Annotated in this window: 22 protein-coding genes; 3 read left to right on the plus strand and 19 right to left on the minus strand. The window is 59.9% G+C overall.

The features are described 5' to 3' along the window. Positions 1-108: 108 nt before the first annotated feature. Together B9Z31_RS02425 and B9Z31_RS02430 are read right to left on the minus strand one after the other, a co-directional pair. Positions 109-915, minus strand: a complete 807-nt coding sequence (locus tag B9Z31_RS02425) for an ABC transporter permease (protein ID WP_100117987.1) — start codon at positions 913-915, stop codon at positions 109-111. A gap of 3 nt (positions 916-918) precedes the next feature. Next, positions 919-1,848, minus strand: a complete 930-nt coding sequence (locus B9Z31_RS02430) for an ATP-binding cassette domain-containing protein (protein WP_100117988.1) — start codon at positions 1,846-1,848, stop codon at positions 919-921. Positions 1,849-2,217: 369 nt separating this feature from the next. Between B9Z31_RS02430 and asd the strand changes: the two genes are divergently transcribed. After that, positions 2,218-3,075, plus strand: a complete 858-nt coding sequence (gene asd, locus B9Z31_RS02435; RefSeq protein WP_100118319.1) for an archaetidylserine decarboxylase — start codon at positions 2,218-2,220, stop codon at positions 3,073-3,075. Between the two features lie 31 nt (positions 3,076-3,106). On the opposite strand, the gene B9Z31_RS02440 is transcribed toward asd, so the two are convergent. The 10 genes from B9Z31_RS02440 to B9Z31_RS02485 all read right to left on the minus strand — a co-directional run bounded on the left by B9Z31_RS02440 (position 3,107) and on the right by B9Z31_RS02485 (position 15,089). Continuing rightward, positions 3,107-4,975, minus strand: a complete 1,869-nt coding sequence (locus B9Z31_RS02440; RefSeq protein ID WP_199174418.1) for a potassium transporter Kup — start codon at positions 4,973-4,975, stop codon at positions 3,107-3,109. Between the two features lie 112 nt (positions 4,976-5,087). Beyond that, complete coding sequence (gshA, locus tag B9Z31_RS02445; RefSeq protein WP_100117989.1) at positions 5,088-6,383, minus strand: glutamate--cysteine ligase; 1,296 nt, start codon at positions 6,381-6,383, stop codon at positions 5,088-5,090. 114 nt (positions 6,384-6,497) lie between these two features. Next, positions 6,498-7,781 (minus strand): glutamate-5-semialdehyde dehydrogenase, encoded by a 1,284-nt coding sequence (locus B9Z31_RS02450; protein ID WP_100117990.1) that lies wholly within the window; start codon positions 7,779-7,781, stop codon positions 6,498-6,500. Between the two features lie 133 nt (positions 7,782-7,914). After that, positions 7,915-8,967 (minus strand): DNA polymerase III subunit delta, encoded by a 1,053-nt coding sequence (gene holA / locus B9Z31_RS02455; protein ID WP_100117991.1) that lies wholly within the window; start codon positions 8,965-8,967, stop codon positions 7,915-7,917. A gap of 22 nt (positions 8,968-8,989) precedes the next feature. After that, the gene (gene lptE / locus B9Z31_RS02460) at positions 8,990-9,529 is read right to left on the minus strand and encodes an LPS assembly lipoprotein LptE (RefSeq protein WP_100117992.1); all 540 of its coding nucleotides are present in this window, start codon (positions 9,527-9,529) and stop codon (positions 8,990-8,992) included. 7 nt (positions 9,530-9,536) lie between these two features. After that, a complete protein-coding gene (gene leuS / locus B9Z31_RS02465; RefSeq protein WP_100117993.1) occupies positions 9,537-12,332 on the minus strand; it encodes a leucine--tRNA ligase in 2,796 nt (931 codons plus the stop codon). A 257-nt stretch (positions 12,333-12,589) separates the two neighbouring features. Beyond that, positions 12,590-13,018 (minus strand): biopolymer transporter ExbD, encoded by a 429-nt coding sequence (locus B9Z31_RS02470; RefSeq protein ID WP_100117994.1) that lies wholly within the window; start codon positions 13,016-13,018, stop codon positions 12,590-12,592. Positions 13,019-13,021: 3 nt separating this feature from the next. Continuing rightward, a complete protein-coding gene (locus tag B9Z31_RS02475; RefSeq protein WP_100117995.1) occupies positions 13,022-13,666 on the minus strand; it encodes a MotA/TolQ/ExbB proton channel family protein in 645 nt (214 codons plus the stop codon). 10 nt (positions 13,667-13,676) lie between these two features. Further along, positions 13,677-14,492 carry a 4-hydroxy-tetrahydrodipicolinate reductase gene (gene dapB / locus B9Z31_RS02480; RefSeq protein WP_100117996.1) on the minus strand — a complete coding sequence of 272 codons (816 nt, stop codon included), beginning with the start codon at positions 14,490-14,492 and terminating at the stop codon, positions 13,677-13,679. Positions 14,493-14,549: 57 nt separating this feature from the next. Continuing rightward, positions 14,550-15,089: an outer membrane protein assembly factor BamE gene (locus B9Z31_RS02485; protein WP_100118321.1), complete on the minus strand. Its 540-nt coding sequence runs from the start codon at positions 15,087-15,089 to the stop codon at positions 14,550-14,552. 85 nt (positions 15,090-15,174) lie between these two features. Between B9Z31_RS02485 and fur the strand changes: the two genes are divergently transcribed. Then, entirely contained in the window at positions 15,175-15,603 is a 429-nt protein-coding gene (fur, locus tag B9Z31_RS02490; RefSeq protein WP_100117997.1) for a ferric iron uptake transcriptional regulator, read from the plus strand. A gap of 12 nt (positions 15,604-15,615) precedes the next feature. On the opposite strand, the gene hprK is transcribed toward fur, so the two are convergent. The 4 genes from hprK to B9Z31_RS02510 all read right to left on the minus strand — a co-directional run bounded on the left by hprK (position 15,616) and on the right by B9Z31_RS02510 (position 18,972). Beyond that, positions 15,616-16,557, minus strand: a complete 942-nt coding sequence (gene hprK / locus B9Z31_RS02495) for an HPr(Ser) kinase/phosphatase (RefSeq protein WP_100117998.1) — start codon at positions 16,555-16,557, stop codon at positions 15,616-15,618. A 24-nt stretch (positions 16,558-16,581) separates the two neighbouring features. Further along, entirely contained in the window at positions 16,582-17,049 is a 468-nt protein-coding gene (locus tag B9Z31_RS02500; protein WP_100117999.1) for a PTS sugar transporter subunit IIA, read from the minus strand. Positions 17,050-17,216: 167 nt separating this feature from the next. Continuing rightward, the gene (gene hpf / locus B9Z31_RS02505; RefSeq protein WP_100118000.1) at positions 17,217-17,546 is read right to left on the minus strand and encodes a ribosome hibernation-promoting factor, HPF/YfiA family; all 330 of its coding nucleotides are present in this window, start codon (positions 17,544-17,546) and stop codon (positions 17,217-17,219) included. A 208-nt stretch (positions 17,547-17,754) separates the two neighbouring features. Beyond that, entirely contained in the window at positions 17,755-18,972 is a 1,218-nt protein-coding gene (locus tag B9Z31_RS02510; RefSeq protein WP_100118001.1) for an MFS transporter, read from the minus strand. Between the two features lie 255 nt (positions 18,973-19,227). On the opposite strand from B9Z31_RS02510, the gene corA reads away from it, so the two are divergent. After that, entirely contained in the window at positions 19,228-20,214 is a 987-nt protein-coding gene (gene corA / locus B9Z31_RS02515; RefSeq protein ID WP_100118002.1) for a magnesium/cobalt transporter CorA, read from the plus strand. Between the two features lie 7 nt (positions 20,215-20,221). Here the strand turns inward: corA and B9Z31_RS02520 are convergent, their stop codons facing one another. The 3 genes from B9Z31_RS02520 to pntB form a co-directional block, all read right to left on the minus strand. Continuing rightward, the gene (locus B9Z31_RS02520) at positions 20,222-20,983 is read right to left on the minus strand and encodes a 5'-methylthioadenosine/adenosylhomocysteine nucleosidase (protein ID WP_100118003.1); all 762 of its coding nucleotides are present in this window, start codon (positions 20,981-20,983) and stop codon (positions 20,222-20,224) included. Between the two features lie 107 nt (positions 20,984-21,090). Further along, the gene (locus tag B9Z31_RS02525; RefSeq protein WP_100118004.1) at positions 21,091-22,773 is read right to left on the minus strand and encodes a long-chain-fatty-acid--CoA ligase; all 1,683 of its coding nucleotides are present in this window, start codon (positions 22,771-22,773) and stop codon (positions 21,091-21,093) included. Positions 22,774-22,904: 131 nt separating this feature from the next. Beyond that, the gene (pntB, locus tag B9Z31_RS02530; RefSeq protein WP_100118005.1) at positions 22,905-24,323 is read right to left on the minus strand and encodes a Re/Si-specific NAD(P)(+) transhydrogenase subunit beta; all 1,419 of its coding nucleotides are present in this window, start codon (positions 24,321-24,323) and stop codon (positions 22,905-22,907) included. Positions 24,324-24,334 lie beyond the last annotated feature (11 nt).

The raw sequence follows: 24,334 nt of genomic DNA on the forward strand, positions 1-24,334 counted from the left end.
CAAACCACCTTCGGGTGGTTTTTTGTTACCTGTGAAGGGCTGCTTTGGGTCGGCTGCTGCCAGTCGGCAGAATTTTTGCAAGGTCTGCTTCCAGCCTAATCTTGACTCTCAACTCCTGAACCGCTTCCTCGTCAACGCCAACGCAATCCAGAACGACACCACGGCAAACCCCGCCAGCACCAGCACATGCTGCAGCGCTTGGTCAGGCCAGCGGTCCAAAAACAGCGGGCGCACCAAATCTACCGCCACCGACAGCGGCAACCAATCGGCGATCACGCGCACCCAACTGGGCAACTGCTCTCGCGGGAAGAAGATGCCCGAGAGGAACATCATGGGCGTGAGGAACAGGGTGAAGTAATAAGTGAAGAAGTCGTAGCCTTTGGCCAGCGCGTTGAAGATCAGCGCCATGCAGCTGAAGGTGATGCCCACGCCCAGCAACACGGGCCAGGCCACCAAGAGCTTCCAGCTGTGGCTGATACCCAGCGCCAGCATCACCCCCAAAATGGCCGTGACGGTGAACAGCGCCTTGAACGCCGCCCAGAGCATTTCGGCCAGCACCACGTCATCGAGGCGCACCGGGGCGTTCATGATGCCGTCCCAGGTTTTTTGCACATGCATGCGCGAGAACGCGGAGTACAGCGCCTCAAACGTGGCCGCGTTCATGGCGCTCATGCAGATGCTGCCGCTGGCCAAGTACAGGATGTAAGGCACTTTTTCGCCGCCCAGCTCGATCTGCCCGACCAAGGCACCAAGGCCATAACCAAAGGCCACCAGCCACATGAGCGGCTCGGCGATGTTGCCCACCAAACTGGGGATGGCGAGCTTTTTCCAGACCAGCCAATTGCGCAGAAACACCGGCCACCAGCGCATGGACAGACGGGGCGCGGCCCAGATGTTGTTTTGAATTTGACTCATGTCTCAGCCCTCCTCTCGGATCTGGCGTCCGGTCAATTTCAAGAACAGGTCTTCCAGATTGGAAGGTCGGTGCAGCGTGCGCAGCGTGGGCCAGGCCTCGAGTGCGTGCATCAAGGCGCGGCTGTCTTGGGTGTAGAAGAAAACGGTTTCACCGCTGACCTCAACCCGCCCTGCCAGAGTTTTCAGGCTGGCCTCTTGCGCCAGTGCCACGGCGCCTTGGCCAAACACCTCCACCACCTCGGGCTCCAGGTGCTCGGCGATCAGGTCGCGGGGTTTGCCTTCGGCAATCTTGCGGCCTTGGTCCAACACCAAGAGGCGGCTGCACAAGCGCTCGGCCTCGTCCATGAAGTGGGTGGTGAGCAAAATGGATTTGCCTTCTTGCAAGAGCACCTGCAGGCGCTCCCACATCAGGTGTCGCGCCTGCGGGTCCAGACCTGTGGTGGGCTCGTCCAACATCAGCAATTGCGGGTGGTTGATCAGGGCGCGGGCCAGGCTCAAGCGGCGCTTCATGCCACCCGACAGCTCACCGGGCTTGGATTTGGCTTTGTGGCTGAGCGCACCAAACTCCAGCAGTTGCGGGATGCGTTCGCGGATGGTGGCGTCGGGCAGCCCAAAGTAACGGCCAAAGACCAGCAGGTTTTCTTCGGCGGTGAAGTCCGGGTCCAGCGTGTCCATCTGCGCGACCACGCCCAGCTGCGCTTTGATGGCGAGCGCATCGCGGGGCATTTGTTGGTCGCCAAAATACGTGATGCTGCCGCTGCCCGGCTCAGACAAGCCCAGACACATGCGCAGCGTGGTGGTTTTGCCCGCACCGTTGGGGCCGATCACGCCCAGGCATTCTCCGGGCTCGATGTGGAAAGACAGGTCATTGACCACTGTGGCCTCGCCATAGCGTTTGACCAGGTGGTTCACAGAAAGCAATGGGGTGTTCATGCCCCGGATTGTGCCTGCTGTGGCAGGCACATTCGGCCGCAGGGGCGGCCTCCCACAGGGAAAAGCGCAGCCATTTGTGGGAACAGCGCAGATGATTGTGAGGGCAGAGCAGATTTTTTGTGGGAGCGAGCCCCTGCTCGCGAAAGTGCACCTGCACCACTGCACCCATTCGGCCGCAGGGGCGGCCTCCCACAGGGAAAAGTGCAGCCATTTGTGGAAGCAGGGCTGCTGTTGGTGGGAGCAGAGCAGATTTTTTGTGGGAGCGAGCCCCTGCTCGCGAATCTTCACCTGCGCCACTGCACACATTCGCCCGCATGGGCAGCCCGATAAAATCAAGCCTTTGTTATGCAACGCCCCGGCGGCCCCCACATGTCCAGCTCCTTTTCTGACCGTTTGGCGGTCTTGCCGCAGTACCTGATCCCCAAACAAGCCCTGACCGCCTTTGCGGGCTGGGTGGCGAGCAGCCAGTGGGGCAGCGTGACCACCGGCATCATCGACCGCTTTGTGCGCCGGTACAACGTGAACATGGCGGAGGCGGCCAACCCGGACACGGCCAGCTACAAAAGCTTCAACGAATTTTTCACCCGCCCCTTGCGCGGCGATGCCAGACCACTGGCCCAGGCCCACTGGGTCAGCCCGGTGGATGGCGCCATCAGCCAATGCGGTCCGATTGCCGGCGACCAAATCTTCCAAGCCAAGGGCCACAGCTACAGCACGCGCGCGCTGGTGGGCGGTGATGCAGCGCTGGCCGCACAGTTTCAAGACGGCGAATTCGCCACGCTCTACCTCAGCCCACGCGACTACCACCGCATCCACATGCCGTGCGCGGGGCGGCTGACGCGCATGATCTACGTGCCGGGCGACTTGTTCTCGGTGAACCCGACCACGGCACGCGGCGTGCCTGGCCTGTTTGCCCGCAACGAGCGCGTGGTCTGTGTGTTCGAAGGCGAGCAAGGCCCGTTTGTGATGGTGTTGGTGGGCGCCACCATCGTGGGCAGCATGGCCACCGTGTGGCACGGGGTGGTCAACCCGCCGCGTCCGGGTTCGGTGCGCGAATGGACCTACGAGATGGGCAACATCGCCCTGGCCCAGGGCGAAGAGATGGGCCGGTTTTTGCTCGGCTCCACCGTGGTGATGCTTTTCCCCCAAGGGGTGATGCGGTTCAACACCGACTGGACGCCCACGCGCCCGATCGTGATGGGCGAGGCGATGGGCTCGCTGGTTTAACCGGGGTCTGACCCCGATCAACTGGCCCCGATCAAATTTCGATCTTCGAGCCCAGCTCCACCACACCGTTGGTGGGCAGGTTCAAAAAGGCCGCAGCGCCGCTGGCGTTGTGGTGCATTTGGGCAAAGAGTTTTTCGCGCCAAGTGGCCATGCCGCCGCCAATGGTGGGAATCACGATGTCTCGTGACAAGAAATAACTGGTCGTCATTGGGTCGAGCTTGTAGCCTTCGCCTTCAATGGTGGCCAAGGCGCTTGGCAAGTCGGGGTTGTCCTTGAAACCATAGCTGACGATGACTTGCCAGCAGTCGTGCCCCAGCGGCGTCACATCCAATCGCTGCCCGACGTCCACCCGCGGCACCTCGTGGCTGCGCACCGTGACAAACAAATTACGCTCGTGCAACACCTTGTTGTGCTTGAGGTTGTGCAGCAAGGCATTGGGCACTGCGCCTGTCTCGGCCGTCAAAAACACGGCCGTGCCCTCGACACGTGTGGGCGGGGAAATGAACACGGCTTCCAAGAAATCGGGCAAACGCAAAGCGTCAGAACGCAAGGATTCGTTGAGCAAGCGTCGGCCATCGTGCCAAGTCAGCATCAGCGTGAACACGACTGCACCAATGAACAGCGGGAACCAACCACCGTCCAACAGCTTGAGCATGTTGGAGGCCCAAAACGCCAGATCGACCACAAAGAAAAAGCCCGTCGCGCCAATGCACAAGGCCAAAGGCAATTTCCATGCATACCGGATCACATAAAAGGTCAGCACCGTGGTGATCAGCATGTCGGTGCACACCGCAATGCCGTAGGCCGCTGCGAGGTTGCTCGACGACTTGAACATGACCACGGCCAAAACAATGGCCACAAACAAGCCCCAGTTGACGAAGGGCATGTAGATTTGCCCAGTATCGGTCTCACTGGTGTGTTGAACTTCCAAACGGGGCAGATAACCGAGCTGAATGACCTGCTTGGTCACACTGAAGGCCCCCGAAATCAACGCTTGCGACGCAATGACCGTGGCCATGGTGGCCAAACCCACCAAAGGCAGCAAGGCCCACTCGGGCGCCATCATGTAGAAAGGGTTTTTGACCGCTGCGGGCTCGGCCAGCAGCAAGGCACCTTGCCCAAAGTAGTTCAGGGTCAGGCAGGGCATGACCACACTGAACCAGGCCAGGCGAATGGGTTTTTTGCCAAAGTGGCCCATGTCGGCATACAGCGCCTCGCCACCCGTGACACACAAGACCACCGCACCCAAAATGATGAAGGTGGTGCCTGGCTCATTCCACATGAAGCTCAAGGCGTAATGCGGGCTGATGGCCAACAGGATTTCGGGGCGCTGCACGATGTGCGAAACCCCCAACACCGCGATGGAAAGAAACCAAACCAGGGTGATGGGCCCAAAGAATTTGCCAATGCCTGCTGTGCCGCGCTTTTGCACCCAAAACAGCAGGAACAGAATCACCAAGGTGATTGGGATGACCGACTTTTTGAAAGTGGGCGAGATGATCTCCAAGCCCTCGACGGCCGACAACACCGAAATAGCGGGGGTGATGACCCCGTCGCCATAAAACAAGCAGGTACCAAAAATACCGACGATCAGCAAAACCTTGCGGGTTCTCGGGCGGTCTTTCACCGATTGCGAAGCGAGCGCCAACATGGCCACCAAGCCGCCTTCACCATGGTTGTCGGCGCGCAGCACCAAGACCACGTACTTGACCGACACAATGGTGGTCAGGGTCCAAAAGAAAATCGAGAGGATGCCGTAGACGTTGGTGGGCGTGAAAGGGACATGGCCGGAGCCAAACACCTCTTTCATCGCATACAGCACGCTGGTGCCGATGTCGCCGTACACCACGCCGATGGCGCCCAAGGTCAGCGCGGCGAGAGAGGATTTGGTAGATGACACAAAAATGGGCCCGACCGGTGGTCAGGCTTTGAATCTTGAAGTTCGCTATTGTGCGCCCGATGACCGCACCGTGTCACCGTTCGCCCCGTGATTTTGTTGCAGTGCAGCAACTTTAATCGTAGACCTCGGCTTCGGGGTCGGTGGCTTCCAGTTCGTAGCTGGCCGCCAGCATGGCCAAACGGCCAATCACGCCATACATGTAAAAGCGGTTGGGCACACTGGCGCCGGGCTTGACGCCGGGCTGAGGCAGATGCGGCGTGTCTGCAAAGGCCAAAGGCACAAAGCTGGCGCCTGGCGCGTTGAGGTTCTCGTCCACACCGCGCTCGGCGTGCACACGGTAAAAACCACCCACCACATAGCGGTCCATCATGTACACCACGGGCTCGGCCACAGCGTCGTTGATGCGCTCGTTGGTCAGCACCCCCTCCTGGATGATCACATCGTTGACGGTCTGGCCATCCTTGATGACGTTCATCTTGTTGCGGGTCTTGCGGTTGAGCTGGTCCAGGTCCGACACGTCGCGCACGGTCATGATGCCCATGCCGTAGGTGCCGTTGTCGGCCTTGACCACCACAAACGGCTTCTCGTTGATCCCGTATTCCTTGTATTTGCGCTTGATCTTGGTGAGCAAGGCATCCACATTGCTGCGCAAGCAGTCCATGCCGGTGCCTTCGGCAAAATTGACATCGCCACACTGGCTGAACATCGGGTTGATGAGCCAGGGGTCAATGCCCAGCAGCTTGCCAAACCGTTTGGTCACCTCTTCATAGCACTCAAAGTGCTTGGTTTTGCGGCGCACGCTCCAGCCGGCGTGCAGGGGTGGCAGCAGGAACTGCTCGTGCAGTTCTTCCAAAATGCCAGGCGCACCGGCCGACAAGTCGTTGTTGAGCAAGATGGTGCAGGGGTCAAAGTCTTTCAGGCCCAAGCGGTGTTGGGTGCGCACCACCGGCTCCAAAGTCACGCTTTCCCCGTTGGGCAGCTCGATGGTGGTGGCTTCTTTGACCTCAGGATTGATCGATCCCAAACGCACATTCAAGCCCGCCATGTGGAAGACGCGCTGCAGTTGCACCACGTTCGACAGATAGAAGGTGTTGCGCGTGTGGTTCTCTGGAATGATCAAGAGGTTTTTGGCCTCGGGACAGATCTTCTCAATGGCCGCTTGCGCAGCCTGCACGGCCAATGGCAGCATTTCAGGCGTGAGGTTGTTCCAGCCACCCGGGTAAAGGTTGGTGTCCACAGGCGCCAATTTGAAGCCCGCATTGCGGATGTCGACCGAGGTGTAAATGGGCGGTGTGTGCTCCATCCACTCCAGACGGAACCAGCGTTCGATCGCGGGCATGGAGTCGAGGATGCGCTGCTCCAGCTCATTGATGGGACCGGTCAGGGCGGTGACAAGATGGGGAACCATGGGCGACCTTTAAAGGGCTGTCAAAACATACTGATCATAGGGGGCCGGCAGAAGCTGATGCAAGCCCTTCCCGGCCAGAAAAAAGGGCATGTGTGCCGCAGCGCACGGCCCGGCTCATCCGCCCCGCACCTCGCCTTCACCCAGCACCACGTACTTGAGTGAGGTCAGGCCTTCAATGCCCACGGGGCCACGGGCGTGGAACTTGTCGGTGCTGATGCCGATCTCAGCACCCAAACCATACTCAAAACCATCCGCAAAGCGGGTGCTGGCGTTGACCATCACGCTGGCCGAGTCCACCTCGCGCAAGAAGCGCTGGGCGTGCATGTGGTCTCGGGTGAGGATGGCATCGGTGTGGTGGCTGCTGTAGTGGTTGATGTGGGCAATCGCTTCGTCCAGGCCTTCAAGCACTTTGATGCTGATGATGGGCGCGAGGTATTCCTCGAACCAGTCCTGCTCGGTGGCGTCTTTCAGCACGGTGCCAGAAATTTGGCTCAAGATGGCTTTTGACTTGGCGCAGCAGCGCATCTCCACGCCCTTGGACGCATAAATGGCGCCAATTTTGGGCAAGAACTCTGCCGCCACGCCGCGCGCCACCAACAGGCTCTCACTGGCGTTGCAGGGGCTGTACTTTTGCGTCTTGGCGTTGTCGGCCACTTTGACGGCCATGTCGATGTCGCAAGGCTCATCCACATAAGTGTGGCAATTGCCATCCAGGTGCTTGATGACCGGCACTTTGGCTTCGGCGCTGATGCGCTCGATCAAGCCCTTGCCACCCCGCGGAATGACCACATCCACAAACTGGGGCATGGTGATGAGCTGGCCCACCGCTGCGCGGTCGGTGGTCTGCACCAGTTGCACGGCATCGACGGGCAAACCGCTCTCGGCCAAGGCCTGCTGCACCAATTTGGCCAAAGCCTTGTTCGATTCAATCGCCTCGGAGCCGCCACGCAAGATACAGGCATTGCCACTCTTGATAGACAGGCTGGCCGCCTCAATGGTCACATTGGGTCGGCTTTCGAAAATCATGCCAAACACGCCAATGGGCACGCGCATCTGACCCACGCGGATGCCACTGGGCACCTGCTTCATGCCGATGATCTCGCCGATCACATCGGGCATGGCCGCCAATTGCTCACAGCCTTGGGCGCACGTCTCGAGCACTTGGGGGCTGAGCTTCAGGCGGTCCACCATGGGCTCGGCCAAACCGGACGCGCGGGCACGTTCCAAGTCTTTGGCGTTGTCCAGCTGCAAGGCATCGGTGTTGGCACGCAACAAGGCCGCCAAATGGTGCAAAGCTTTGTTTTTGGAGGCCGCAGAGGCCTTGGCCATGCGTGCCGAGGCTTTTTTGGCCTGTTGGCCCAGCGCCTGGACGTGTTCGGCGGTATTCAATTCAGTCATTCAGGCATTTTCGCAGATGCAGACAAGGTTCTTTGCGCGGCGACCTCTTTGTGGGAGGCGGCCCTCGCAGCCGAATGCCCGAAGTGGCTCCAACCGCCGTTCGCGAGCAGGGACTCGCGCCCACCGGGAAACTTCAGCGGACGATGCAAAAACGCGAAAAGCGGACCGCCAAGCGTTGCAGCGCTTGCCATCCGTCTGTGGGCCATTCGGGCACTTTCAGCCCTTTGACAATGCCATCGACTTGGTGGGCCGCCTGCAGCAAGCCGTTCAGACGGGCCTCGGTCATGCGGGGCAGCACACGCTCAAACAAACGCTCACGCGGGCCCCACACGCGCTGTTCGCGCAAGGCCATGGGCATGGGTTTTCCGCTGGCGATGGCGTCTTTCACGCGTTTGAGGGCACGGATGTCTTCGGCCAAGGTGTAATGCACCAGCACGGCGGCCTCCCCCTCGGCTTGCAGCCCGTCCAGCATGCGCTGGACCCGGGCCACCTGCCCCGAGAGCACGGCCTCGGACAATTTGAAAACGTCGTAACGGGCCACGTTGACCACCGCAGACTCGACTTGTTCTTGGCTCAGCTCTCCCGGTGGGTGCAGCAAGCCGAGTTTTTGAATTTCCTGGTGCGCCGCAAGCAAGTTGCCTTCCACACGGTCGGCAAAAAACTGCAGCGTGCGTTGCCCTTCTTCACCCGCCACCACTCGCTGGCCTTGCTGCTGCAAGCGCTGCGCAATCCACTGAGGCAATGCGTTTCGGTCCACCGGATCGACCTGGATCGAAACACCCGAGTTTTCCAAAGCACCAAACCAGGCCCCTTTGCGGGTCGCGGCATCCAGGCGGGGCAACACCAACAGCGTCAAAGTCGTGTCGTTGCCTTGCGCAGATGCGGCCAACTGCTGAATGGCAGCGCTGCCTTCTTTGCCCGGTTTGCCTGAGGGCACACGGACTTCCACGATTTGTTTGTCGGCAAACAGGCTCATCGAGCCCCCTGCGGCCAGCACTTCACTCCAGTCAAAGTGCGCGCCCGACACGGTGTGCACGCTGCGCTCCGTGTAGCCCTGCGCACGGGCAGTCGCCCGGATGGTGTCGGCAGCCTCTTGGATCAGCAAGGGCTCGTCACCCTGCAACACATACAGGCTGCGCAAACCCTTTTGCAGGTGCGCCGCCAATTGGGGAAGAGGCAATTGCATGGTAAGGCTCAGGGCGCTGGCATCAAGGCTTGGCCAGCGGCGCCGAGCTGTGCAACCTCACCGAAGACAAGCGGCGCATGATTTGCTGCACGATGTCGGTCTGCATGTCGCGGTACAAAATGCCCTGCTCAATTTCTTTGGAGAGCGCCGCAGACTCTGAAAAGCTCAAATCGCGCTGTTGGTAAATCTCGACGGGCTCAATCAGCTCAGCGCCTTGCGGCGTGCGCAAGCGAAAACGCACGCGCAACCGCAGTTGGAGCTCTCGCACCTGTCCAGTCGCACTCACACCCACGGGCACCTGTTGGCGTTCCTCGCTCAAGATGTCAAGGATGGCATCGGCCTTGGCCATTTGCTTCGGGTCGGTCCACAGATCCAAGCGGCCCGTGCCCAGCAAATTGCGCCTCAACTCCACACCCAATGGCGAGGTGGTGGAGAAATTGGCGTAGAGGGTCTTGAACGCAAAGTCGTTGGATTGCCTCAATTGAAACCCACAACCGACCAAGCCTGCAGTCGCCAGACTCAGACTCAAAACGGTCGCAAAAAATCGGCGCGTGGGTTGCATACTGGGCTCACACCACGATGTTGACCAAACGGCCAGGCACCACGATGACCTTTTTGGGCGCGGCGCCTGCCGCTTGCTTGACGAAGGCTTCACTGGCCAAGGCAGTGGCCTCGATCTGAGCCTTGTCGGCCGTGGCCGGCACCAGAATGGACCCGCGCAGCTTGCCGTTGATCTGCAGCATCAGCTCGATCTGGTCGCGCTCCAGGGCCGACTCGTCCACCTCGGGCCAAGGCGCATCAAGCAATTCGCCCACGGCCTGGGCGTAGCCCAGTTGTTGCCAAATTTCATCGGTGATGTGCGGGCAGGCGGGGTAGAGCATGCGCGTCAAAATCGACACCCCTTCGCACAAGCTGGCGGTATCACCCGCGCTGCCATCGGGTTTGAAGTCTTCCAATGCGTTGAGCAACTTCATGCAACCGGACACCACCGTGTTGTATTGCATGCGCTCGTAGTCGTAACCCACTTGCTTGAGCACCAGGTGCATCTCGCGGCGCAGGGCTTTGGCCGCATCGCCCAAAGCGGCCTGGCTCAGGTCTTGGCTGGTCGCCGAGCGCAGCAGTTCGTGGTGCTTGAACGCAAAGTTCCAGACCCGGCGCAAGAAGCGGTAACTGCCTTCCACGGCCGAGTCGTTCCACTCCAGGGTGACTTCGGGTGGTGCGGTGAACATGGTGTACAGGCGGGCGGTGTCGGCACCGTAGCGCTCGATCAGGTCCTGCGGGTCCACACCGTTGTTCTTGGACTTGGACATGGTGCCCACGCCTTCGTAGTCGATGGGCGTGCCCACGGGCAAGCGGCCGTCACCGCTGTCGGCTGCGTTCTTGAGCTTGGCGCCAATGACCTTGCCGGTCTCGTCGAGCACATGCTCCACGTCGTGTGGCCAGAAGTAGTCCTTGCCGCCCTTGGCGGTGCGGCGCGAGTAAATGTGGTTGAGCACCATGCCCTGCGTGAGCAGCTTGCTGAAGGGCTCGTCCACCTTGACCAGACCCAAGTCGCGCATGACCTTGGTCCAGAAGCGGGCGTACAAGAGGTGCAGGATGGCGTGCTCGATGCCGCCGATGTACTGGTCCATGCCGCTGCCGCCAGTGGCATGGTTCTGGTCTCGCATCCAGTAATCGGCACCGTCCGCCACCATCTTCTGGGTGTTGGTCGGGTCGCAGTAGCGCATGAAATACCAGGACGAATCCACGAAGGTGTCCATGGTGTCGGTCTCGCGGCGGGCTGCTTTGCCGCACACGGGGCAGCTCACACCCGCGTGGAAGCCTTCGTGCTTGTGCAGCGGGTTGCCCGAGCCATCCGGGATGCAGTCTTGCGGCAGCACCACGGGCAGGTCTTTTTCGGGCACAGGCACCGCGCCGTGCTCGTCGCAATGGATGATCGGGATCGGTGTGCCCCAATAGCGCTGGCGGCTCACGCCCCAGTCGCGCAAACGCCAAGTGGTTTTTTTCTCGCCCAGGCCTTTGGCCGCCAACAGCTCGGCCACTTTGGTGACGGCAGCTTTTTGGCTCAACCCATCGAGTTCGCCGGAGTTGACACAAACGCCGTCTTTGGTGGCGTACCACTCGGACCATGCGGTCGCATCGAAGACCACAGAGGCCTTGGCGTTGCCTGCGTTGGGCAACGATGTTGAGCTTGCGTCTGAGGCGCCCGACGCAGGCGACGACAAGGCCGGAGCTCGTGCAGCGACAACCTGCTGGATGGGCAATGCGTATTTCAAGGCAAACGCGAAGTCGCGCTCGTCATGCGCAGGCACGCCCATCACAGCACCATCGCCGTAAGACATGAGCACGTAGTTACCGACCCAGACCTCGACCTGCGCACCGGTGATCGGGTGCGTGACGAACAGGCCCGTGGGCATGCCCTTCTTTTCTTGCGTGGCCATTTCGGCCTCGGTCGTGCCACCGGTTTTGCATTCTTCGAGGAAGGGCGCCAACGCGGGATTCGATGCCGCAGCGTGCAGCGCCAGCGGATGCTCGGCCGCCACCGCGCAAAAGGTCACACCCATGATGGTGTCGGCGCGGGTGGTGAAGACGTACATCTTGCCGTCGCCAATCCATGCGCCTGAGGCATCGCGGATGTCGTGCGGAAAGGCAAAGCGCACGCCTTCGCTCTTGCCAATCCAGTTTTCCTGCATCAGGCGCACTTTGTCGGGCCAGCCGTTGAGCGTGGCCTTGTCGTTGCCGATCTGCACATGGTCCAGAAGCTCTTGCGCATAAGCGGTGATATTCAGGTAATAGCCCGGAATCTCGCGCTTCTCCACCGGAGCGCCTGTGCGCCAGCCTTTGCCGTCGATGACTTGCTCGTTGGCCAACACGGTCTGGTCCACCGGGTCCCAGTTGACGACCTGGGTCTTGCGGTAGGCGATGCCTTTCTCCAGCATCTTCAGGAACAGCCACTGGTTCCACTTGTAATAAGTCGGATCGCAGGTGGCGACCTCGCGTGACCAGTCGATGGCCAAGCCCATCGCCTGCATCTGCTTTTTCATGTACGCGATGTTCTCGTACGTCCATTTGGCCGGGGGCACACCGTTCTTCAAAGCGGCATTTTCGGCGGGCAGACCAAAGGCGTCCCAGCCCATGGGCATGAGGACGTTGTGGCCCTTCATGCGCAGGCTGCGCGTGAGCATGTCGTTGATGGTGTAGTTGCGCACATGGCCCATGTGCAGCTTGCCGCTGGGGTAAGGCAGCATGGAGCAGGCGTAGAACTTCTTTTTGCTGGCGTCTTCGGTGACGCGGTAGGCATCGCGGGCCGTCCAGCGGGACTGCGCTGCGGGTTCGACTTCGAGGTGGTTGTACTTGTCTTGCATAGCCTGCAATTGTAGAGGGGCAGATCAGGCCAAACTGGACCCGGGCCAGCATGGGAAGGATGAGCCATCCCCTTGTGGGAGCCATCCCCTTGTGGGAGCCATCCCCTTGTGGGAGCCATCCCCTTGTGGGAGCCATCCCCTTGTGGGAGCCATCCCCTTGTGGGAGCGAGCCCCTGCTCGCGAACGGCGGCCCAGCCACAGGAGGCATTCGCGAGCAGGGGCTCGCTCCCACAGAGTCAGGTCCCGGGTATGAAAACTCAGCGGTCGAGCGCCGGGGCTGTTTGCGCCACAAAACCCATGCGCGACAGACCCGCTTTTTGGGCCAAGCCCATGGCCTCGACCACCCGGCCGTAGGGCACCGACTGGTCAGCACGCAGCTCCAGCTCGGTGTTGGGGTTGCGCTGGGCCGCTTGGGCCAGGCGCAGGCGCAAGACTTCGGGGGTGATGGCTTGGTCGTTCAAAAACAAGGCCCCTTGCGCGTCAACCGCCAAAGTCAGCGATGGAGAGACCGCGCCCGCCTCAGCCCCTTCGGTTTGGGGCAAATCCAGTCGGATGGCGCTGGTCATCAAGGGCGCCGTGAGGATGAAAATGACCAAAAGCACCAGCATCACGTCGACCATGGGGGTGACGTTGATCTCGCTCATGGGCGCAGCAGGTTGGCGGGATTCCAGGCGACCGAAGGCCATGACTCAAGCGGGGTGTTCGGTGAGCAAAGCGCGCAAGTCATGGGCAAAGCCCTCCAGCAGCGCTTCTGTGTGGTTGATTTGACGTCCCAGAATGTTGTAGCCCAACACCGCCGGGATTGCCACGGCCAAACCCGCCGCGGTCATGATGAGCGCCTCCCCCACGGGACCGGCCACCTTGTCAATGGTCAAAGGCCCGCCATCGGCCATGCCGGTGAGGGCGTTGAAGATCCCCCAAACGGTGCCCAACAGACCCACAAAAGGAGAAATGGCGCCTGCCGTGGCCAACCAAACCTGTCCCCACTGCAGGCGTTTCACCACCGACTGCAAGGCGTCACGCAACACCCGGGTCAGTTGTGGATGGCGGTCGCCAGCCGAGGCCAAAGTACCGCCTACAGGCAGCAAAGTCGCCGCCAACAAGGGGGTGATGCAAGCATCGCGATCAAACTGGCTCACGCGCTGCTGCGCATCATCGAACGCCGGGGCTTGCCAAAATGCCGCGATGCCACGGGGCAGGTCAAGCGCTACACGCGCCAGCAAGCGCCACTTCCAGAAAATGATCACCCAACTGCCCACCGACAGCACCAACAAGAGCAAGGCCAAGGACCGACTGATCGCGTCACTGTGCAGCCAAAAATCGTGGGGTGACATGCCGGAGGTCTCAGCGCAAATTCAACACATCAAACATGTCAAACAAGCCACGCTGCTGGGTCGCCAAGTAGCGAACCGCCCGCAGGCTTCCCTGGGCGTATGTGGATCGGCTGGAGGATTTATGGGTCACCTCGATGCGCTCACCAATGCCGGCAAACAGCACCGTGTGATCACCCACGATGTCGCCGCCGCGAATGGTGGAGAAACCGATGGTCGAGGGGTCCCGCTCGCCCGTGTGGCCGTAGCGTTCGTACACGGCGCACTCATTCAGGTCGCGTCCAATGGCCTGTGCAATGACCTCCCCCATCTTGAGGGCTGTGCCCGAAGGGGCGTCCACCTTGTGGCGGTGGTGCGCCTCAATGATTTCGATGTCGTAGCCCGTGGCCATGGCTTGCGCGGCCATTTGCAGCAACTTGAGCGTGACGTTGACACCCACGCTCATGTTGGGGGCCATCACGATGGCGATGTCTTGGGCAATGGCCGCGATTTCGGCTTTTTGCGCCTCGGTGAAACCGGTGGTGCCGATCACGGCCTTCACCCCCAACTCGCGGCAGACCTTCAGGTGGGCCAAGGTGCCTTCGGGGCGGGTGAAGTCAATCAAGCAAGCCGCATTTTGAAGGCCCGCGTGCAAATCTGACTTGACCAAGACACCGCTGGATTGTCCCAGCGCGCTGGCGGCGTCTTGCCCCAAGGCGGGGCTGGCAGCGATGTCGAGTGCACCGGCCAATCGGCAGTCCTCAGAGGCCAGAATGGCTTCGATCAGCATGTGCCCCATGCGGCCAGAGGCGCCAGCCACGGTGATGGGCAAGTGGTTCAATTGAGTCATGTCGTTTTTTGTGAAAAGTTCGCACGCCCACGGGCACCAAGCCCGGTGCATCACCCCTTAGCGGGGTGCAGGCTCCAAGGGGGGGTAACTGGCAGGCAAAGCGGGTGCAGACTGAACTGGGGCTGCAGCTTTCGGGGCCGGAAATTTCTTCAAGTCTTCTTCGCTGGCCTGCAAGTTGGTCGCTTTGGGTGCTTTGCGCTGAACCTGCAAGCGCTCAACGAACTCCGACTCACTGGGCAAGTCGCCACCGTCTACCGAAGACACAACATCGTTTTTGAAAAACACTGTGAGCTGGAAGCTCTGTGGGGCGACACCTTGACGGCGGATGCTGAAGGCGTAATCCCAGCGATCCGCATGGAACAAGCTGGTCACCAAAGGCGTGCCCAAAATGTCCTTGACCTGCGAGCGGGGCATGCCCGGGCTGATGGCTTGCCGCTGCTCTTTAGACACGAAGTTGCCTTGCACCACCTCAGGGATGTAGGGCTTGAACGTGTCTTGGGTGAAGTTGGAGAGGCCGCCACAAGCGGTCAAACTGGCACACCACAAAAGCATGGCCAAGCGGGCGCCTGTCGCAGAAAAAGTCAGGGATGCTGTCATGGTTGAAGGCTGGCCGATATGATCAGCCCATTGTAGCGGCAGCTTCAAGTCTGCACCGTTCGCCACCCCCCAATTGCCCGAGACCATGCGCCAAATCGACGAATTGAAAAACAATGGTCTGAAAGCCACGCTGCCACGCCTGAAAATTCTGGACGTCTTTCAAAGTGGTGCGCAACGGCACATGACAGCGGAAGATGTCTACCGACACCTGTTACAGGACAACACCGACGTGGGCCTGGCCACGGTGTACCGGGTGCTGTTGCAATTTGAACAAGCGGGCATCTTGAGCCGCAACCACTTTGAAAGTGGCAAAGCGGTTTATGAACTCAACGAAGGCCAACACCACGACCACATGGTGTGCCTCGATTGTGGCCGGGTGGAAGAGTTTTATGACCCGGAAATCGAGTCACGCCAACAAGCCGTGGCGCAGGCCAAAGGTTTTGTGATCGCTGACCATGCTTTGAGCCTTTACGCGCACTGCACCCAAAACCCCTGCCCCCACCGCCAGCGTTGAGGGCTGCCGCGCTCACTCCATGGCGCGCCGCTGCCGATCGATGAAGTCTTGGTACGTGTCAATGCCGCGCATTTGCAAAATCGTGTTGCGCACGGCGGCTTCGACCAACACCGCGATGTTCCGGCCCGCGACCACCTGAATCACCACTTTGCGAACTGGAATGCCCAAGATGTCCTGGACCAGCGGCTCCGAGGGCAGGCGTTCGTAATCGCGCTCCAAGGTCTCTTTTCGCACCAAATGGACGATCAGCTTCAGGCGCATCTTGCGGCGCACGGCTGTTTCTCCAAAAATGGCCCGAATGTCCAGCAAACCGATGCCGCGCACTTCCAGCAGGTTTTGCAGCAAATCAGGGCAGCGCGCTTCAATGGTGGTTTGGTTGATGCGGTACAGGTCCACCGCATCATCGGCCACCAAGCCGTTGCCGCGTGAGATCAACTCCAGACCCAGCTCACTCTTGCCCAGGCCCGACTCGCCGGTGATCAACACGCCCATGCCCAAAATGTCCATGAACACGCCGTGCATGGTCGAGCGGTCGGCAAAGTGTTTGGACAAGTAGGCCCGCAGCACATCGATGACAAAAGCCGACGACTGTTCGGTCGAAAACATCGGGATTTGGGCCCGCTCACACATGGAGAGCAAGGCATCTGGCGCGGTTTGACCGTCGGCCAAGACCAGCATGGGCGGCTCTAAGGTGACAATGCGGGCGATGCGCCGAGCACAATCTTCGGCGGTGGCATTGCTCAGATAGGCCACTTCGCGTGGCCCCAAAATTTGCACCCTGTACGGGTGAATGTAATTGAGATAACCCACCAAATCGGCACCCGACCGTGCCTCGCGGACAGCCACCTCGTCAAAACGGCGCTCCGAAGCCCCCAAACCGGCCACCCATTGCCATTTGAGATTTTGGCGGTGGTCCTCAAACAAGAGGTCTGCGCTGATGACAGTTGGTTTCATCGCCAAATCACCCCATTGCGTTCATCAGGCGGTTTGGGCAGACTGCCACTGTGCAATCAGTTGGTGCAGGTTGGCTTGAACGGTGCTGTTCTTGATGTTGTCACGCAACACCGTGTCGCTGAGCAATTCGGCGATCTCGGACAGGATTTCCAGGTGTTTTTGTGTGGCCGCCTCGGGGACCAACAGAAAGATCAGCAAATTGACCGGCTGCTCATCAGGCGCATCAAACCCAATCGCTTGGGCCAATTGGAAGACTGCAGCCATGGGCGCCTTGAGGCCCTTGATGCGGCCATGGGGAATGGCCACGCCGTGGCCCAATCCTGTCGAACCCAATCGCTCTCGGGCGAACAGGCTGTCCGTCACCAAAGCACGAGACAAACCGTGCAGGTTCTCAAAGAGAAGTCCGGCTTCTTCGAATGCACGTTTCTTGCTGGTGGCTTCCACCCCGACAAGAACTTGTGCAACAGGCAATATGGATGAGAGACGATTCATGGTCGAGGCCGGATTATGCACCTTGCGCGAGGGGCTGCCCTTTTGCCTTCGGAAACCTGTCTTCGCGCACCCCTGGCCATCGGCGCAGAGGAGGCACAGGCCGGCGCTTGACACATAAAAAAAGGGCCACGCAAGGTGGCCCTGGTCAGAACTGGGCAGCCGGCCCGTCACATCATGCGTTTGGGAGCGCTGTGGTGGTGGTCGGTGATGCGGTCTTTGTGCTTGACGACCTGACGGTCCAGCTTGTCCACCAATTCGTCCACAGCCGCGTACAGATCCTCGTGGGCGCTTTCAGCGAACAAGTCGCTGCCTTTGACGTGGATGTTGCATTCAGCGCGTTGGCGCTTTTCTTTTTCTTTTTGCTTTTCGACGGTCAAAAGCACTTTGACATCCACCACTTGGTCAAAATGCCGGGTGATTCGGTCGAGTTTCCCCGTGACGTACTGACGCAATGCTGGGGTCACTTCGAGATGATGCCCACTGATGATCAAATTCATAGTCGTCGCCTCCATGGATTCAGGGTGAAAAAGCCCCGCCGAAGCAGGGCTCCGAAACCACCGTTGGGGTGGTTCGTCCCCACTATGCGCCGCATAAGAGGGAAAAGCAAGGCGTCTTGTTTAAACCTGAGCAACCCGCTGCGATTGGCGCCAAATGCAGTTTTTGATGCTATCGTGCGGGTTGAAGCCCAACGAAACCCGCGCCCGTTCAAGCCTTTGCAGGTGCACCATGCAAGCGCAAGCGACCGGCCAGCCAAGCGCTGAGGCAGCTGCTGGCAACACCCAACAAACCTGCCACCCAGTACCCGGTCAGTTGCCCTTGTGCATCTCGGCCGATGATGAGCCCCGCCACCAAGGCGGCCAGGCCCATCGAAGCAGACTGCACCGCCGAGTTCAAGGTCATGAACGTCCCGCGCAAACGCGGCTCGACGGCAGAAGAAATCATCGCCATGCCAGGAATCATCCGCCCGCTCATGAGCGTGAAGAACAGTGTCGAGATGGCCAGCAAGCCCCACAGGGGCAGGCCTTGTGAGAGCGTGGTGGCCATCAAGGGCAGGGTCACGGCCAAAGCCAGGCGCTGGAACATCTGAACCTTGCCCACCCGATCCGTCAGACGGCCAAAATAGCGTGCGCTCAGCAGCGTGGCCACACCGCCGCACAGGTAAATCCACGGCACCTCGGCCGTCTGCATGCCCGCGTTGGACTGCAGGTAAATGGTGATGTACGGAATGACGGTGAAGGCGGCAAACATCATCAAGCCGGAGACGGCGAAAGCCTTGAGGTGGTTGGGATCGGCCAGCACCTGACCAATCCCGCGCCAGACGTTCACTCTTTCGGGGTGGTGCAAATGCGCATCCAGCCGTGGCAAGGTTTGCCAAGCCCCCAGCGCCAGCAGACCCACCAACACGGCGATGCCCACAAAGGGCGCATGCCAATTGAAATGCGCCGCCAGAAAAAGGCCAAGGGGCACGCCCGCCACGGTGGAGACGGAAAACGAAGTCATCACCACACTCATGGCGCGGCCCCGACGCTCAAAAGGAATCACATCGGCCACAATGGTCTGAGACAGGGCAGACAAAACACCGCCAAACAAGCCTGCAGCCACACGCGCCACCATCAACCACAGGTAGTCGGGCGCCAAGGCGCAAGCGAGCGTCGCCAGCCCAAACAAGCTGTACATGACCAGCAGCAACTGTTTGCGGCTGAAACGGTCAACGTAGGTGGCGGCCATCAGCCCCGAAAAGCCCGCAGACAAGGTGTACGCCGACACCAGCAAGCCGAACTGGGCGTTGCTGATGCCAAACAGGGCCGTGAATTGCGGCCCCAGCGGCATCATGATCATGAAATCGAGAATATGGGTGAACTGGATGCCGGCCAGCGTCAGGAGCAGCCAGCGCTCACGCCGCGGGGTCAAATGTGGGGTCATGGGTCGAAGCAAATGAATTGGCTGAATCTAACACCTGCCGCCCTGTGCTTTGAAGTTGCGGCGCGCAAAGCCCCCCTAACAAGCCATCCGGTGCGATAATCCGCCCAATATTTTTCTGGAGACACACTGCCGTGGAAACTACCCCGAGTCGGTAGCTTTCGAACGCGCTGAGCACCTCGCCCAACGTTCGAAAGCTGCAAAAACAATACGCCGCCCCTTTGAACTTTTGGCAACTGGCCATTTTTCGGATTCGCCATGCTCAACATCTTCACCCTTGTCAACGGCCGACTCTTTCAAGAAGAGATCGAGTCCTTGGAAGAACTCTCCCGTTTCCAGCCCATCTGGGTCGACCTGGAGTCGCCCACCGTTGAAGAAAAGCGCTGGATCAAACAATACTTTGGACTGTCCATCCCAGAAGACGCGATGGACGAGGACATTGAGGAGTCCGCTCGCTTTTACGAAGAAGACAACGGCGAGTTGCACATCCGCTCGGACTTTTTGATCGCCGACGATGACGAGCCCCGCACGGTGCGCTGCGCGTTCATCTTGAACCAGCACAACACCCACTTGCGCAGCCAAGGTGTGTTGTTCTCCATCCACGACGAGGACGTGCCCGTGTTCCGCCTGCTGCGCATGCGCGCACGCCGTGCGCCAGGCTTGATCGAAGACGCCAAGGAAGTGCTGCTGAAACTGTTTGACGCCGACGCCGAGTATTCAGCGGACACGCTCGAAGGCATTTACGACCAACTTGAAAAAGTGGGCAACACGGTGCTGTCGGGTGACGTGACCGACGCCATGGCCAGTGAAGTGCTGGGCGCGATTGCCCGGCAAGAGGACATGAACGGGCGCATTCGCCGCAACGTGATGGACACACGCCGCGCTCTGAGCTTCATGATGCGCTCCAAAATGCTCAATGCAGAGCAGTTTGAAGACGCGCGTCAGATCATGCGTGACATCGATTCGCTCGACTCGCACACGGCTTTCTTGTTCGACAAAATCAACTTCTTGATGGACGCCACGGTCGGTTTCATCAACATCAACCAGAACAAAATCATCAAGATCTTCTCGGTGGCCAGTGTGGCCTTGCTGCCGCCCACCTTGATCGCCAGCCTCTACGGCATGAACTTCCAGTACATGCCCGAGTTGTCTCAAACCTGGGGCTACCCTTACGCATTGGCCCTGATGGCGGCCAGTGCGGTGGTGCCCATGTGGTATTTCCGCCGCCGCGGCTGGCTCAAGTAAAGCGCACTCAAGCGGTCAAACGCTTGGCCAACCAATGGGCCAAGATGGCCCGGCTGTAAGGGCTGGCCACCTCGCTGATGAAGCGGTTGAAATCGGTGTGCGCAGCGTCGTCAGCACGGTCCGAAATGGTGCGCACCGCCGTGAAAGGCACGCCATAGTCACAGCACACTTGGGCCACTGCCGCGCCTTCCATTTCGACCGCCAACGCGTCAGGCAATGCTTCGCGCAGTGCCTGACTTTCGGTAGCGGTCGAGACAAAGCGGTCGCCACTGACGATCAAGCCCCGGTGCATTTGGGGTGATCCCCAGGCCCACCGAGCCCATGTGTCGGGGCCCAAATGCCGGTCGGCTTCTTGCAGCACCTCGTGCGCAGCCTCGGCCAATTGCGTCGACAGCGCGGCATCCGTCTCAAAAATAGCCCGGCCATACAAGGGCACCTCGTGGCGAGGAAAGAGCGGCGAAGCATCCATGTCGTGCTGCACCAAACCACTGGCCACCACCACATCGCCCACGCGCACACCCGGCCCCAAGCCGCCTGCGACGCCAGTGAACACCAAAGCGTCCACCCCAAAGCGCTCCAGCATCAACGTGGCGGTGGTGGCTGCTGCCACTTTGCCAATGCGCGAGAGCACCGCCACGACCGCATGGCCTTGCCACTGGCCCACCCAAAAGTCGCGTCCCGCCACCGTCACGCGTTGCTCACCAGGCATCTCAGCCAGAACAGCCGCGAGCTCTTCGTGCAGGGCACTCATGATGCCAATCACCGCCATGCTCAGCCCCTTGCTTTGACGTTAAAAAATGGACATGGAATTGAAAACGGCCACATCACAAGGTGTGGCCGCTGGTGGGTGCCCGGCGCACCTGCGCCAGAGCTTGGTCAAGCCTTGTTGCGCAGCTCACGCCGCAAAATTTTACCCACAGGGGTCTTGGGCAACTCATCGCGGAACTCGATCACACGCGGCTGTTTGTAAGCGGTCATGTTCTCGCGGCAGTAAGCCATGATGTCCTCGGCGGTCAAGGCTGGGTCCTTTTTGACCACCACCAACTTCACCGTCTCCCCGGTTTTCTCATCTGGCACACCGATGGCCGCGCATTCGAGCACGCCAGGGCAAGCCGATGCCACCTCTTCCACCTCATTGGGATAGACATTGAAGCCGCTGACCAAGATCATGTCTTTTTTGCGGTCCACAATCTTGAAGAAGCCTTGCTCGTCGATGGTGCCCACATCACCCGACTTGAAATAACCATCGGCCGTCATGACCTTGGCGGTTTCGTCAGGGCGCTGCCAGTAGCCGGCCATGACCTGTGGACCTTTGATGGCGATTTCGCCAGGCATGCCCGGCGTCGTCACTTCATGGCCATCATCGTCCAGCAACTTCATGAAGGTACCGGGGATCGGCACACCAATCGTGCCGGTAAATGCCTTGCTGATGGTCGGGTTGCAACTGGCCGAGGGGCTGGTTTCTGACAAACCATAGCCTTCACAAATCGGGCAACCCGTTTTCTCCAGCCACAGCTTGGCCACATTGGGTGTGACGGCCGTGCCGCCGCCCAAAGACACGAGCAGGTTCGACCAATTCACCGTGCCGAAATCAGGGTGGTTGGCCAATCCGTTGAACAAGGTGTTGACGGCTGGGAAACTGTGGAAGGTGTGCTTGGACAGCTCTTTGAGGACCGCAGGCAAATCACGCGGGTTGGGGATCAGAATGGTCTTGCCGCCCATCCGCAGGCCCAGCATCATGTTCACCGTGAAAGCGAAGATGTGGTACAGCGGCAAAGCGCACACCGAAGTCGGCTGCTGCCCGGCTGGCATGCGTCTCATGGCCGGCTCGTTCCAGGCCTCGGACTGCAAAACGTTCGCAATCACATTGCGGTGCAAGAGCACAGCCCCTTTGGACACGCCCGTGGTCCCACCGGTGTACTGCAGCACAGCAATGTCGTCGGCTGAGAGCTCGGGTTTGCGAAACGCTTGCTGGCGCCCCTTGCTCAGCGCTTCATTGAAGCGAACCCCTTGTGGCAAATGGAAGGCGGGCACCATCTTCTTGACGTTGCGCACCACATAGTTGACCAAGCTGCCCTTGAGCAGGCCCAAGCGGTCACCCATAGACGCCAGCACCACATGCTGCACAGGGGTTTGGGCGATGCATTTTTCAAGCGTGGCGGCAAAGTTCTCGATGATCACAATGGCCTTGGCGCCCGAGTCCTTCAACTGGTGCTCCAGTTCGCGCGCGGTGTACAAAGGGTTGACGTTGACCACCACAAAACCTGCACGCAAAACAGCGGCCACTGCCACAGGGTACTGCGGCACGTTGGGCATCATGATGGCGACGCGATCGCCCTTGCTCAATCCCAAGGATTGCAGGTAAGCCGCCATGGCCAGGCTGTCCTGATCGGTTTGCGCAAAGCTGAATTCCTTGCCCATGAAGCTGTAAGCCGCACGCTCTGAAAACTTGGAAAAACTCTCTTCGAGCAAACCCACCAAGGAGGTGTATTGGGTCGGGTCAATGTCGGCAGGGACGCCTTGCGGGTAACTCTTGAGCCAAATGGGATTTGCATTCATGTGGGGTTCTCCTGCGGGCCAGTCTACCGTAGATCTGACTGATAACTGACACCCAAAGCCTCGGGGTTTACGCCAAAAAAAAAGGGGGTGAACGCCGTTCACCCCCTCGTTTCTACCGATGCCGTGAGGTCTTAGGCTTTCAAAGCCAGCAGCACCTCGTCCAGCATTTTCTTGGCATCGCCAAACAGCATGCGGTTGTTCTCTTTGTAGAACAAGGGGTTGTCAACGCCGGCATAACCGCTGGCCATCGAGCGCTTCATCACGATGCTGGTGCGTGCCTTCCAGACTTCGAGGACCGGCATGCCAGCGATCGGGCTGGTCGGGTCATCTTGCGCAGCGGGGTTCACGATGTCGTTGGCCCCAATCACGATGGCCACATCGGTCTCGGGGAAGTCGTCGTTGAGCTCGTCCATCTCGAACACGATGTCATAGGGCACTTTGGCCTCGGCCAGCAACACGTTCATGTGGCCAGGCATGCGTCCGGCCACAGGGTGGATGCCAAAGCGCACGTTCACGCCTTTGTCGCGCAGTGTCTTGGTGATTTCAAACACGGTGTGCTGGGCTTGCGCCACGGCCATGCCATAACCGGGCACCACGATCACGTTTTTCGCGTCGCGCAGCAGCTCTGCGGTCTCGGCCGCCAGGATGGGGCTGACTTCGCCTTGCGGCTCGGCGGCTTCTCCTGCGGGCTTGGGCGCCGCAGCCGTGGTGCCAAAGCCCCCAGCGATCACGCTGATGAAACTGCGGTTCATGGCGTTGCACATGATGTAAGACAAGATCGCGCCGCTGGAGCCCACCAAGGCACCGATCACGATCAGCAAGTCGTTGGAGAGCATGAAGCCCGTGGCCGCTGCAGCCCAGCCTGAATAGCTGTTGAGCATGGACACCACCACCGGCATGTCGGCGCCGCCGATGGCCATGACCATGTGGATACCGAACAGCAAAGCGATGGCGGTCATGATGACCAAGGGCACCATGCCGTCTTGAACCGTGTGGGCGTTCATGAATTCACGGCCAAAGTACACCACCGCGATCAAACCCACCAGGTTGAGCCAATGGCGAGCAGGCAAGAGCAAGGGGCTGCCACCGATGCGGCCCGACAACTTGCCAAAAGCGGCCACCGAACCGGAGAAGGTCACCGCACCGATGAAGATGCCGATGTAGATCTCACCGGCATGGATGGCGTGCGCTGCGCTGTCCAAATTTTTGGAGGCTTCGGGGTCCACATAGGTGGCGTAACCCACCAATGCCGCGGCCATGCCGACCATGCTGTGCATGAGCGCCACGAGTTCCGGCATTTGCGTCATCTGCACTTTGCGCGCTGCGTACAGACCAATGAGCGCGCCCACCAGCACGGAGCCCACGATCATGGGGATGCCTTCGGCCGTGACTTGGGGGCCAAAGATGGTGGCCAGCACGGCCAGGCTCATGCCGATCATGCCGTAGAGGTTGCCACGCCGTGCAGTTTCTTGGTTGGACAAACCGCCCAGGCTGAGGATGAAGAGAATGGTCGCACCGATGTAGGCGACCGTGGCAAGACTTGAGTTCATAGGTGTCTCTT

Origin of the sequence: Limnohabitans sp. G3-2, from assembly GCF_002778275.1 — a bacterium.
Classification (GTDB): domain Bacteria; phylum Pseudomonadota; class Gammaproteobacteria; order Burkholderiales; family Burkholderiaceae_C; genus Limnohabitans_A.